The organism is Arthrobacter sp. NQ7, assembly GCF_029581595.2.
GTDB lineage: Bacteria > Actinomycetota > Actinomycetes > Actinomycetales > Micrococcaceae > Arthrobacter > Arthrobacter phenanthrenivorans_B.
Genome location: NZ_JARFXU020000044.1, coordinates 1 through 12453, shown reverse-complemented (window position 1 = coordinate 12453; position 12453 = coordinate 1). Strand labels below are relative to the sequence as shown.

The window sequence follows — 12453 nt, the reverse complement described above, 5'->3', positions numbered from 1 at the left end:
TTTCCTACACCCCACCACACCAAAATACACAACTCCAACGCCCCTCCTCACCCGCAAAAAAACACAACCAAAGCCCCACAACCCATATCACCCAAATACCCACGTCGCCACAGACCAACAGCCACACAAACCCACCGAACCTGAAACCCACAGACCAACAGCCCCACAGACCAACAGCCCCACAGACCAACAGCCCCACAGACCCACCGCCCCTGTCACCCACAGACCAACAGCCCGACCCGGCTCGGAGGACTGCCGCCGACTCGGGGGGCTAGGACCGTGGCGTAGGCACACACGGCAGGCGTGAGCATTCACATCCGTGACATGCGTAGCGACGACATCGTCGCCCTCGCCCCGCAGCTGAGCGGTCGCTACATCCAGACCGGCTCGACCGATCACAATGGCCGCCTGGTCACCGGGCACATCCAGGAGGCCAAGCTGATGCCGACGGCGCCCGCATCGCTATCAAGCTCACCCGGTACATGAACGGCAAGCACGTCCTCGACAGCATCACCGTCCCGGCCGGAAACGACCCCCTGGGCAATCCGTGGTGCACCGCCTTCCACCTCCCCAGCGACAGCGGCCTGCTTGCCCAGCTCGATGCTGGGTAAGACCAGCATCAGGTACGGCAAAACCCGGACTAGACTTGCCCGGTTCCACTGGCCCCGACTCGGGGGCAGACGGTTCCACACCCCGACAGAAAGACCCGATGAAAATCACCCCCGACCACGCCATCCCGGCGCACGTTGACCTCAAGCAGGCGTCAGGCCCGGACCGGAAACCCCTGGTCCGCTGGCTGCTCGCCAACCAGGTGGCCCCCGCCGGCCCGGAGGCGGAGGAAGACCACAAGCCCAACGCCTGGTGGAAGGTCATGTGCCTGACCGGCGTCGACTACTTCTCCACCCTGTCCTACCTGCCCGGCATCGCGGCTCTGGCGGCCGGTGCGCTGTCGCCGCTGGCCACCCTGCTGATCGTGGCCCTGACACTGCTCGGCATGCTGCCGATGTACCGCCGGGTCGCCAAGGAAAGCCCGCACGGCCAGGGATCGGTAGCCATGCTGGAGAAGCTGCTGCCCTTCTGGCGCGGCAAGTTCTTCGTCCTGCTGCTCCTCGGTTTCGTGGCGACCTCCTGGATCATCACCATCACCCTCTCCGCCGCCGACGCCTCAGTGCACCTGCTCGAGAACCCCCTGATCCCCGAAGCCCTCAAGGGCGGCGCGGTCATCATCACCGTCGTCCTGCTGCTGATCCTCGGCGGAGTGTTCCTGCTCGGCTTCAACGAGGCCGTCGGGGTCGCCATCCCCCTGGTGGCCGTCTACCTGCTGCTGAACGCCGCCGTCGTGGTCGCCGGACTCGTTCACCTTGCCGCGGACCCCTCCCTGGTCGCCGGCTGGACCGACCGGCTGCTCTCCAGCGGCGGCAGCCCCATCGGGCTGGTCAGCCCGGCCATCATCGCCTTCCCGCTGCTCGTCCTGGGCCTGTCCGGGTTCGAAACCGGGGTATCAATGATGCCGCTGATCAAGGCAACCGGGACCACACCTGACGAGGTTATGGCCTCCCGGGTGAAGAACACACGCAAGCTGCTCACCACCGCTGCCGTCATCATGAGCGTCTACCTCATGTCCACCAGCTTCCTCACCACGGTCATGATCCCGGCCAAGGAGTTCGAGGATGGCGGCCAGGCCAACGGACGCGCCCTGGCCTTCCTCGCCCACGAGCTCTTCGGAGCCGGATTCGGCACCGTCTACGACATCTCCAGCGCCCTGATCCTCTGGTTCGCCGGCGCCTCAGCGATGGCCGGGCTCATCAACATCGTGCCCCGCTACCTGCCCGCCTACGGAATGGCACCGGAATGGGGCCGGGCCGTCCGTCCCGTGGTGCTGGTCTACACCGTGCTGAGCATCGGCATCACCATCGCCTTCAAGGCGGACGTCAACGCCCAGGCCGGGGCGTACGCCACCGGGATCCTGGCCATGATGGTCTCCGGCGCAGTCGCCGTGACCGTCTCGGCCATCCGGCGCCGCAGCCGGGCCGGGGCCGTCGGTTTCAGCATCCTGACTCTGATCCTGCTCTATGCTTTGGGCGACAACGTCCTCGAAAAACCGGACGGCATCCTCATCTCCGGGTTCTTCATCGCCGGAATCATCGCGGTCTCGCTTATTTCCCGGGTGAGCCGGACCACCGAACTGCGGGTGGACACCATCGAGTTCGACGAGGCCGCTCGCCAGTTCATCACCGACTCGATCGCGTTCGACGGCGAGCTGCACATCATCGCCAACAAGAAGCAACGCGGTGACAAGGCAGAGTACGCCGAGAAGGAGTACGAGCAGCGCGGACTCAACCCCGTTCCCGGCCCTGCAGATGTCATCTTCCTGGAGGTGGAAATCTCCGACCCGTCGGAGTTCAGCCACACCCTCGTGGTCGAAGGCATCGAGGTCGAGGGCTACCGGGTCCTCCGGGTGAAGTCGCCGGCCGTACCGAACGCCATTGCCGCGGTCCTGCTGGCCCTTCGGGACTCGACCGGGGTCAAGCCCCAGTGCTACTTCGAATGGTCCGAGGGCAGCCCGGTCAACCACCTCATGCGCTACCTGTTCCTTGGCCAGGGCGATACGCCCCCGCTGGTGCGGGAGATCCTCCGCGAGATCGAACCCGACAAGGCGGCAAGGCCCGGCATCCACGTGGGCTGACCGGCGCGGCGTGGGCCCGCATAGGGTTGCCCACAGGGTAGAACGGGGAGGGGGACGCTGCGGCGTCCCCTTCTTCTCTGCCAGCTGCCCGGGAATGTTCTTCTGACCCGCCGTACACATGTGAGTCATGACGTTCTCCCGCTCCCGCCTCGCCCTCCTTGCCGCCGCACTGATCGCCGCCCTGGTGATCGTCGGCTTCCTCTACACCAACGCCCAGAAGCACCAGTCGGCCGCACCCGGCACCACGGCCTCATCAGCACCTGCAGCTCAGGGTGATGACGAGGACAGCACCGAAGGCCAGGACACCGCCGACGGAACCGCACCCACGATCGCAGCCATCCCGGCCGGTCCGGCGGCTGGCACCGCCACGGACGTGAAGACCGTTCACTCCCCCAACAAGGTCGCCATCGACCTGAACCTGGCACCCGGCCAGTGCAAGGCCCGCACCATCGACGCTGCCGCCGGGCTGTACCTGCCCGACCCGGCCTGCACCCCCGGCGCCGTGGACCCGGCCGTCACCCAGGACAACCTGGCCTCTACCATCTGCAAGTCCGGCTACACGACCACGGTGCGCGCCCCCGCCTCGGACACCGACAAGACCAAGGTACTGAGCCTGACCCAGTACGGCCAGACCAAAGCGTCCACCACCGAGTACGACCACCTGATCTCGCTCCAGCTCGGCGGCACCAACGCCGTCTCCAACCTCTGGCCCGAACCCAACCGCGCCGGAGCGCCGGGCACCACCAACCCCAAGGACGCCATCGAGACCCGCCTGAACAAGGCCGTCTGCGCGCACAGGGTCACCCTCGCCGCCGCCCAGAAGGCGGTCGCTACCAACTGGGTCACCGCTGAAAAGGACCTGGGTCTGTGAGCACAAACACCAAGGTTCGTCCGCTGTCTTCGCAGGAGAGGGGATCTGTGTTCTCTGCAGGACTCGCGCTTGGCGCGTTTTTCGCCGACCGTCTCCCCTTCTTCAACGGAGGAGTCAGTGAACTGAACGAACAGGGGCTCCTTCCAGCAGGGATTGCTTACATGGCCGGTCTCGTGCCCCTCGGCTGGTTCCGACTCTGGTAGCGACGATTCCAACACGGCAGCTGATACGGAATCAGCCTTCCACGTGCGGAGCCCTGCCATACTCCCCAAGCGAGGCTGTATAGCTTAGCGGCTACTAGTCGGGCCCTTCTGCCGACCAGTCAAACTTGTGACGGTCGGGGCACGCAGGCTTTCCCACCCGGTTCCAGTCCAAGACCTGGGCCGCGGATCCATCCGGACCGTAGGTGTATCGCTGCACTAAAACCTGCTTGCATACCGGGCACTCATAGTCGGTTTCCCGCAACTCAGTCTTAGCCACGGGCGTTGTCGACTTCCCCCGCCTGGACGGCAGCGCCACGCAAGAGCGCGTAGGCCTCGGCCAGGTTCCGTATCGTTTGCCCGCCTAGAGTGTTGATGGTGACCTTCGGGATGGTCTCCAGCAAGTGGATCTGGGCCGCTAGAAGTGCCTTGTCGTGCGTTTTCGCCTGATCGTCGTCAATTTCGACGTAGGTGTAATCGGCCATGGATGGCCCCCTTACTCATCGTTGGCCGCATGCCCAGCGCATCCGGTCCAAGTTCACTGTACTGAGCGGGACCGACAAATTTGGCGATTCGTTTGCCCCAAACTGAACTGGCCAGTAACTTGGTGGGGCCAACTCTAGGGAAGAACTTTGGGGAGCTCTAGGGAAGGCTCGCCGTAGGTGTTGGCGCGTCAATGAGCCGACCATGCGCCGGCTGTAACTTCTGGGGCATGACTAACGACGAGAAGCGCCGGACCGGCGACGCCAGGGAGAACGACGTAGCAGAGTATCTGAGCATGCACCCGGAGACGGTGCGGACCATGGCCCGGTCGGGGGGATTTCCCGAATGCGTACAAGACGAATGGGCGGACGTCGCCTATCCGGATCCCGTGGGCTGATTTTCAGGCGTGGCGGGCCAAGCAGCCAAGGGCGGGTAGGTGATCTCCCGCCGGTTGGGTGGCAACCGGCGGGACTCTTCGGCCCCGGGCTAGTTATCCAGTTCCAGCGCCCATTCACGCTGGTCAGCCTCTTCCAAGAGGGCGCTTTGCCCCGATGGGCTGAGAATGGCGGAAAAGATCATCTCTCCAGGTTCCACCTCGAGCTCTGCAACCCCGTCCGGCTCAGGTAGCCAGTCGTCGACCGGCACATCCGGGAATGACGACATGAGGACAGCGTAGGTGGAGGCGTCAGCCAGTCCGTGAGCGCCAATAGCGATGTAGACGATGCCACTTTCCATCATGCGGACTCTTACCCATATCAGAGCATCACCGATAGGGAAACAGAATGCTCTGCTTGTGCTGAGGGACAGCCAAGCGCATTTCCGGACCATCTCCTGCATGATGGACTTGGCCGCCCAGGCCTGCTCCGCATACCAACGCTTCCAGTCCATGGCCGTGGGGAGGAAGCCAGAAGTATTGGCCGGCAGGGAAGCATAGAAGTCTTTTGAAGGCGTGTCGGCCTGCCGCTTTCCAGCGAGGCCAAGCCAGAGTGATTCGTCCTTGCAAATATTTGACCACTGGTCTTCGGGGGCTACGGCAGTGATACCGCCGCGGAACTCTCCGGTCTTTACCTTGATCCACCGTCGATCATGCAGGGAAAGGATCGGTTCGGCATCGTGAGACTCTATGAGATCGGGAATCTTCTGGGCCTTTGCCACCAACGGATGATCTACGGCATCCATTGGCACGGCGATCGAGGGCTTTTTAACGCCCAAGACCTCCAAGCATCCGAATGTAGGGCGTACGAATCGTTGCTCAGAGGCCATGGGTTGTTATCTTTCGTTACTGTTCAGGGACGCCGCCGAGCTCATCGAGCTCTTCAGGGGAGAGTCCGGTCATCATTGACACTACGGACGCGTTGGATCCGTCAAGCTGGGTCATTGCATCTTTGATTGCCGCAGCAAGCTCGGAACGATGGCTTTCGATGTACTGGCGCATCGCTTCGTCTACAACAGCCTTCTTCGTCTTGCCGAAGAAATGTGCTGCATGTGAGATAAGGCGATCGGTTTGCTGGTCAACTTTGATAGGTGTGGCAGTAGTCATGTCGTTTTGTTCACCCACGTCTTTTCTAATTTGCGTTATTTGCGTATTCGCGGTGATGACTCAATAGTGCGCCAAAGTACCCAAGTACCGCAAGTTGAAGTTTCCCAAAGTTACCTCCTAGAGTCGTCGCTCACAGCGTCCTCAAGTGAGCACACAGTTCAGGTGGACGCCAGATATGGACAGTGGCAGCACCACCCGGCAGTCCTCAGATTCCCCCGGAAGTGCGGGGTAGGAGTCGTTGCCGGCTGAAGCAAGTCGCCTAGGGCAAATCACTGTAAATCAGCTGCCGTTGCCGGCCGGTCGGAAAGCCCCAACCACTGCGCGCTAGTCACAAGGCCCGGGAGGAAAGCCCGATTGCTATCCCCTAAGGAACGGCACTAGCCTGGACGCCGACGCCCTGCCCCAAATAGAGCAGGCACTATCCGCCTAGATGGTTTAGGACCGCTCTGGTGCCAGGTTTCCCAATCCTTCCCCGAAGTCAGGGATCAACTTGGGCCTGACAATGTAGGAGCGACGAGTAACTTCGGGTGAGGAATGGCCGAGCTGTATTGAAGCGGACTGGTCATCGAACCAGGCGGCCAGCTGGCTGGCCACGGTCCTACGGAATGTGTGCGGCGTGACTGCCTCTGTGATTCCTGCCGCCCTAAGAGCCCGGGCAAAGTCTTTCCGGAAGTTAGACGGGCGCCAGAATGTCCCGTTTCGTGTTCCAAACACTGCTCCTGTCCGTGTGGCTTCAGCATTGGCAGAGCGACGAAGGAGCATGCCGGAGGCCCATGGGACCGTTATTGGGTATATTCGCTCGCTGTCCTCCGACTTCGGGAAGTCTTGGCGGTAGAAGTACCGCCCTTCCACGAGTGTGCCGCTAACCGTGACTGTGGGTGGTGTGGAGGAAAGGTCAACGTCCTCCCATCGGATGGCAAGAACTTCTCCTACACGCATGCCCGTCGCTGCAATCAGGAGGACCGCGTCCGCCAGTCGGCTTGTAGGCTTTGGCCCGCCGACTCCTGGTTCAACCTGGCGCTCCGTCACCGCTGCGTGCACTTTCCGCACGGTGCTCGGCGTCATGATCTTTGGTTTTGCCCTCTTCCTTGGGATTTTGGAGATGCTCCGAACAGGGTTGTCCGTACGGTAACCCTGCTGGACGGCGTGGTCCAGCAGCTGCTGCAACACCTGCTTGGTGAGGGCTGCCGTCCTGAATCCTGTCCCGGCTTCAACGTCATACAAGGCGTGAATGGCGCGCTGGCACTGCGGTGTCGTGAGTGTCTCCACTGGAATATCTCCAAGAACCGGAATCACGTGTGCGGTCAGCTTCTGCTGATACTGGAGCCAAGACTGCATGCGGAGCCCGGCGGTAGGTGTACTTCCGGACTGTGTTTGAGGATCTATGACGACCGAAGCCGGTCGGATAACATCGAGCCATTCTGCGGCCAGCCGGGCCAACGTAAGAGGGCTTGGGCTACTCGCCGTGCCCCAGGTTTTCTCGGCCTCTCTAACGGCTGCACGCACGGCCTGCTCAGCGCCGCCTTTTGTCCTCCCTTGCCGCTTGATGGGTACGGATTTTCCGGCGCCGTCGCGGTACCTGGCGCGAGCCACCCAGCGGCCCATCGCCTCGTCCTTTTTTGTATTGAATTTACCTGGCTGCCAAGGCAGCATTTTGGTCCTTGCCATCAGGCGTCCCTGCCGCTCTGGGACAGCATCCAAGAATCAACGTCTTCCTGCCGGTAAAACGTACGCCCGCCCCCAAGGCGAGTAAATGGAGGCCCCACGTCCATTGAGGCCCAGTTCGCCAGGGTTGCTGGGGAGAGCCGGAGGAAGGCAGCTGCTTCCTTACGGGTCAGCCACGTGGCTGCCACAAACGGTGCTACTGAATTGGTGTTCATGCAGGCTTCTATGCGCCGTAGCTCCCGACGGGCGGCATTTTTTGTCAACGGGGTCCCAGGGCACACTTTGGGGCACACTTTGAAACGTAACGACCGGTAACCCACGGGAACCCTCCAGACCACAAAAGACCCGGGAATCCGGCGATTCAGAGGTCTGGGGGAACCCCCAGGAGCTTCAGTGAAACCATGAACTGGTGAGAAAAGGTCATCAGTTCGATTCTGATAGGAAGCTCGGGATAAACCCCGGACAGCCCCTTGCTTTAGGGGTTTCCGGGGTTTTTCGCTGGTTAACGGGCGCAGATCACGTTGGCGTCAGCCGAAGACCTCAAAAGTGACGAGCTCGTCCTGGAGACCGCTCGCAAAACTGCAGCGCTTGCCGGATGGCCAGTCATCGGGATCTCAGCCGGGGATCTACTAAGAGCCGAGCCACTTCCAAGGCACGGCTACCTGATCATCAGGGCAGGGTCGGGCCGGCAATGATTGATCACGTACTGGGCCCGCGGAATCCCCAAGCCGTCACCAAGGCCGCAGTTCGATAACGGCGCGGTTGTCGAGGTCCGGCGCCCTTGCCGCCCAGAGGCGGTGGGCGGAAACTTGACCTACCGAGTTATGCAGCCAGCCCAACGGTAGCCTTCAAGAGCCGGGGCACCATGTCCATCGCTGACCATCACTTGCCCCTCAAACTGCCGCTGCGGCACTCCGCGCCTTCCCGGGGGACCCGGCCATGCCAACGGCCCAGTCCGTGGCGCTGATCTTCGTTGTTGCCTTCGTGTGGGTCGGCCTGACCCTGCTTGTCCTCCTGACGCTGCGCCGCCGCAGGAAAGGGTCCTCGGTGGTTGCTTCGGCTCCCCCGCCTGCGAACCTCACCAGCTACCGGCCGCACCGGTCGGGGCGGCCTGTCCCGCCCGTAACAGGTCAAAACCCGGTGCCCCGCCGGTTGAGGCTCCAAAGAATCCGACGTCCGCATCAGCATTAAGGAGCCATCATGGATACCGGGACGATCCTCAGCTACACGGCCGGCTACCTTGCCGCAATGGGCGGGGTCTTCCTTCTCTACCTGCCGGTCATTGTCCTGCTCGTCGCGCTGCTGATCGCCAGCGGTTTGCTGGAACTGCTTCTGTTGCCGTTCATCGCCCTGTTCAGAAGGCTCCGCCGGCGCCCGGAACCCGACATGGATCCGTCCTGGCTCCTCGACCGCAGAAGGTAGCCAGGCCTTCACTGGCATGTGAGCTCCAACAATGGCCCGCGCCACTCGGCCGGATACCAGGGGCAACTTACCGGTACACAGGCGGGGCCGGTTGTGTAATTATGCGGGCATGGGACTTCCAGAGGACCCGAACAGGCTGCCGGCGGACCGTCATCGTGCCCAGGCACACAACCCCGATGAGGCGGAGCGGCAGCAGGTACTGAGGCGACGCCTGGTCGAGTTCGTCCAGACCGCCCAGGCCCGCGGCATACATCCCCTGCCGCTGGAGACCTACAGCGGCCATCGAAGGCATCGCACTTCTGTCTTCGGCTGGGTCCTGTTTCCCGACACAGGCCTGGCTGTCGGCACCGACGCGGAGCTGTACCGGCTGCATCTGGAGGGCGGGATGACCCGCAGCAAAGCGCCCATCCGAGAGGAATGGATCCGCGGCTCCTACTGGCTCGGCTGGTCCTCCCGATGGGTCACACTCAACGAGATGCTTGTCGACGCCGTGGCCCGGGGCACAAGCCAACACCTGCCCTAGGCTGCACCCACCAGGGAAATGACGAATCGGTGGCGCTTCCGCTACGAAGACGCAATCGGGCTTGCGCGCACATTGGTAAGCATGCTTATGATGGTGGACATCGGATGGGGATCCGGTGCGAAGGGGAATGAAAAGGGTGCGCTCAGCGAACGGGGCGCACCCTTTCCGTTGTCCGCGGTGAGGGTTACGGCACCGGGCAGGAACATTTGGACAAGGACTCCCCAACGGCTGATGAACACTTCCCGAAGCATCAGGAACCGCAGTGTCTGGGAGCCTGCTCTGACTTCACGGCACCTTAGTGTCGATAACCATGATCACCCCCAGTCATCGTCACCGCCGCGCTGTCATCACCGCCCTGGCCGCGTCCCTTCCCTTCGCCTTCCTCACACCGGCGGGCGCCTCCACCGCGGCACCGGCAGCCCCGGATCAGCAGAATGCCGCGCCATCCTCCGCCCATCTTGATCTCGGTGCGCAGGACCTGCCCGAGACGCGGAACGTCACCACCCTGGCCCCTGGGCTGACCCGGACCACAATCACCCGCGGCGCGCCGACCCAGGACTTCTTCTGGACCGCTGAAGTCGCCGTCCCGTCCACCTCGCCGGACCCCGACGCCCCGGCCTCCGCCCTGTCCACCCAGGCGCAGGCCCAGATGGTCGCAGACAAGCTCACCGCCACAGGCCTCACCGCCCGCGTCGAGCACGTCCAGTCACCCCAGCTCGCGGACGCTGGCGGGGACCTCGGCTACCGGGTCCGTATGGGCCAGTTCGGGTCCAAGGCGGACGGCTCCGCCACGATCGATCAGATCAAGGCCGCCGGCTACAAAGCCTCGATGATCTACACCGGCTGGGACGGCGACGCCGGCACCAGCGAGGACGACCGCGGCCCCTGGAACCTGCAGGTGCTGACCATTGACCCGAAAGAGTTCGACGGCGACCTCACCTCCTCCTTCGGCCCCACCCTCGAAGACCGCGAAACCACCAGCCAGCTCTCCGCTGCTTCCGGTGCGCTGGCAGCGGTGAACGGGGGGTTCTTCACCATGGATCCCGCAGCTGGTGCCCCGGGCGACCCCGCGGGAGCCGCAGTGCACGACGGCAAGGTCCTCAGCGAACCCGTCGGCGACCGGCCCTCCCTGGTCCTGGATAAGAACGGCACGTCCATCCAGCGGCTGCACTGGCATGGCACCGTCAGCGCTCCCGGCGCCGGCGAACTCCCCCTGGACGGGATCGACCGGGTGCCCGGGCTCATCCGCAACTGCGGCGGCACTGACGATACCCCGACCAACCTTCCGCTGCACGACTTCACCTGCACGGACGCCGACGAAATCGTCGCCTTCACCCCCGAGTACGGCCCCACCACCCCGGCCGGCCCCGGACTCGAGGTCGTCCTGGACGCCCAGGGAACCGTCACCGCGGTCAACCACACCCGCGGCACCGCGGTCCCCACCGGCCGACGTACCCTGCAGGCCATCGGCTCGGACGTCGACAAGCTCGCCGCCCTGGCCGTCCCCGGCAAGAAGTTGAAGGTCGACACTGACCTGCTCACCGAAAGCGGCAAGACCCTGAAAACCAGTGCCACCACCGACGTCGTCAACGGCGGCCCGACCCTGGTCCGGAACGGCCAGCTGGACGTCACGGCCAAACGCGACGGCATGGTTCGGACCAACGACAGCAACAGCTTCTTCTACGGCTGGGTCCACAAGCGCAACCCCCGCACCTTCGCCGGCGTCGACGCCCAGGGCCGCACCCTGCTGGTCACCGCCGACGGACGCCAAACCACCTCCCTTGGCCTGAGCCTGAACGAAGAAGCCCACGTGGCCAGGTCCCTCGGAATGGTCAACGCCATGAACCTGGACGGCGGCGGATCCACCACCATGGTCCAAGGCGGCCAAGTCATGAACTCCCCGTCGGACGCCACCGGTGAACGCCCCGTCGGCGACGCCCTCCTGCTCCTGCCGGGCGCAAAGAACTAGCGCGATCAGGCCCGCCGGCCACACCCCCACGGCCATCGGCGGGCCTGCCCGTCCTCCGTTCACCAGCCGGTCATACCCGGTTCATTACTGCCGAGTAGCTTCGAACCGTTGAGAGTCAGCGCGGAGCGGCCTCAACCACACCATGACGGGCCGTTGTATTGACGACGCCCCGTCCGCGGCATCCCCGCCGCACAGCAGGACATAATCCGGCGCCGCCGGGACCCCACAAAGGATTGGTCTCCCCATGCTTGAACCACGAAAACTATTGACCAGGAAGCGGGCTGCCGCCGCCTGCGCTGCGGCCCTGGCGGCCTCGACCCTGACGGCAGGGCTGGTCGGCTTCGGCGCCACACCGGCCACCGCCGGCAACACCACGGACGGCACCGCGACGCCGATCAAACACGTTGTCGTCCTCTTCCAGGAAAACGTGTCGTTCGACCACTACTTCGCCACCTACCCCAACGCCGCCAACACCGCCGGCGAAACCCAGCAGGGCACAGGCTCCCCCGCGGCCGCCTTCAAGGCCTCTGACGACACCCCCAAGGACGTCAACACCCTGGCGAACGCCGGGCTGCTGGCACCGAACAACCCCAACTCGGTCCAGTCGGCGCGGCTCTCCCCGATGCAGGCCGTCACCTGCGACCAGGACCATGAGTACACCGCCGAGCAGAAGGCGTACAACGGCGGCCTGATGGATAAGTTCGTGGAGTTCACCAGCAAGGACGCATGTGCGCCCAACCAGTACGGACGCCCCGGCCTGACGATGGACTACTACGACGGCAACACCGTCACCGGCATCTGGAACTACGCCCAGAACTACGCCATGAGCGACAACCACTTCAGCACCGTCTTCGGGCCCTCCACCCCGGGCGCACTGAGCCTGGTCGCCGGCCAGACCCACGGTGTCAAGGAATTCAACGCTGCCGGCCAGCCGGTGGCGCCCACCGCCAGCGACTACACGGTCCGTGTCCCTGACGCCAACGGCGTCGGCACCATGATCAACGACCCGGACCCGGTCTACGACGATTGCTCCAACAACAGCCACGCCAAGACCAACAACCTTGCCGGCATGACCGGCAAAAACATCGGCGACC

General features: G+C 63.7%; 15 protein-coding genes. 10 read left to right on the top strand and 5 right to left on the bottom strand.

Translation table 11 applies throughout. The features are described 5' to 3' along the window. Positions 1–303: 303 nt before the first annotated feature. The 5 genes from PUN71_RS22785 to PUN71_RS22765 all read left to right on the top strand — a co-directional run bounded on the left by PUN71_RS22785 (position 304) and on the right by PUN71_RS22765 (position 3760). On the top strand, positions 304–486 hold the full coding sequence (locus PUN71_RS22785) for a hypothetical protein (protein ID WP_277800264.1): 183 nt from the start codon (positions 304–306) through the stop codon (positions 484–486). Next, complete coding sequence (locus PUN71_RS22780) at positions 483–611, top strand: hypothetical protein (RefSeq protein WP_277800263.1); 129 nt, start codon at positions 483–485, stop codon at positions 609–611. The genes PUN71_RS22785 and PUN71_RS22780 overlap by 4 nt, the downstream gene beginning before the upstream one ends. Before the next feature lie 98 nt (positions 612–709). Further along, positions 710–2686, top strand: coding sequence for an APC family permease (locus PUN71_RS22775; RefSeq protein WP_277800262.1), 1977 nt, complete (start codon positions 710–712; stop codon positions 2684–2686). A 127-nt stretch (positions 2687–2813) separates the two neighbouring features. After that, the gene (locus tag PUN71_RS22770; protein ID WP_277800261.1) at positions 2814–3557 is read left to right on the top strand and encodes a hypothetical protein; all 744 of its coding nucleotides are present in this window, start codon (positions 2814–2816) and stop codon (positions 3555–3557) included. After that, positions 3554–3760, top strand: a complete 207-nt coding sequence (locus PUN71_RS22765; protein WP_277800260.1) for a hypothetical protein — start codon at positions 3554–3556, stop codon at positions 3758–3760. The genes PUN71_RS22770 and PUN71_RS22765 overlap by 4 nt, the downstream gene beginning before the upstream one ends. 269 nt (positions 3761–4029) lie before the next feature. On the opposite strand, the gene PUN71_RS22760 is transcribed toward PUN71_RS22765, so the two are convergent. Then, positions 4030–4242: a hypothetical protein gene (locus tag PUN71_RS22760; protein ID WP_277800259.1), complete on the bottom strand. Its 213-nt coding sequence runs from the start codon at positions 4240–4242 to the stop codon at positions 4030–4032. Positions 4243–4469: 227 nt separating this feature from the next. Here PUN71_RS22760 and PUN71_RS22755 point away from each other — a divergent pair, with 227 nt between their 5' ends. Continuing rightward, a complete protein-coding gene (locus tag PUN71_RS22755) occupies positions 4470–4637 on the top strand; it encodes a helix-turn-helix domain-containing protein (protein WP_142068827.1) in 168 nt (55 codons plus the stop codon). Positions 4638–4726: 89 nt separating this feature from the next. On the opposite strand, the gene PUN71_RS22750 is transcribed toward PUN71_RS22755, so the two are convergent. The 4 genes from PUN71_RS22750 to PUN71_RS22735 form a co-directional block, all read right to left on the bottom strand. Further along, positions 4727–5461: a hypothetical protein gene (locus tag PUN71_RS22750; protein ID WP_277800258.1), complete on the bottom strand. Its 735-nt coding sequence runs from the start codon at positions 5459–5461 to the stop codon at positions 4727–4729. A 58-nt stretch (positions 5462–5519) separates the two neighbouring features. Further along, positions 5520–5780 carry a type II toxin-antitoxin system VapB family antitoxin gene (locus tag PUN71_RS22745; RefSeq protein WP_142074062.1) on the bottom strand — a complete coding sequence of 87 codons (261 nt, stop codon included), beginning with the start codon at positions 5778–5780 and terminating at the stop codon, positions 5520–5522. A gap of 435 nt (positions 5781–6215) precedes the next feature. Further along, a complete protein-coding gene (locus tag PUN71_RS22740) occupies positions 6216–7448 on the bottom strand; it encodes a tyrosine-type recombinase/integrase (protein ID WP_142068831.1) in 1233 nt (410 codons plus the stop codon). Further along, positions 7448–7660: a helix-turn-helix transcriptional regulator gene (locus tag PUN71_RS22735; RefSeq protein ID WP_142068833.1), complete on the bottom strand. Its 213-nt coding sequence runs from the start codon at positions 7658–7660 to the stop codon at positions 7448–7450. The genes PUN71_RS22740 and PUN71_RS22735 overlap by 1 nt, the downstream gene beginning before the upstream one ends. A 985-nt stretch (positions 7661–8645) precedes the next feature. Here PUN71_RS22735 and PUN71_RS22730 point away from each other — a divergent pair. The 4 genes from PUN71_RS22730 to PUN71_RS22715 form a co-directional block, all read left to right on the top strand. After that, positions 8646–8867, top strand: a complete 222-nt coding sequence (locus tag PUN71_RS22730) for a hypothetical protein (protein ID WP_277800257.1) — start codon at positions 8646–8648, stop codon at positions 8865–8867. Positions 8868–8976: 109 nt separating this feature from the next. Continuing rightward, positions 8977–9390, top strand: coding sequence for a hypothetical protein (locus tag PUN71_RS22725; protein ID WP_277800256.1), 414 nt, complete (start codon positions 8977–8979; stop codon positions 9388–9390). A 310-nt stretch (positions 9391–9700) separates the two neighbouring features. Continuing rightward, positions 9701–11359, top strand: a complete 1659-nt coding sequence (locus PUN71_RS22720) for a phosphodiester glycosidase family protein (protein WP_277800255.1) — start codon at positions 9701–9703, stop codon at positions 11357–11359. Positions 11360–11603: 244 nt separating this feature from the next. After that, a partial coding sequence (locus PUN71_RS22715) for an alkaline phosphatase family protein (RefSeq protein WP_277800254.1) occupies positions 11604–12453 on the top strand: 850 nt, incomplete at its 3' end.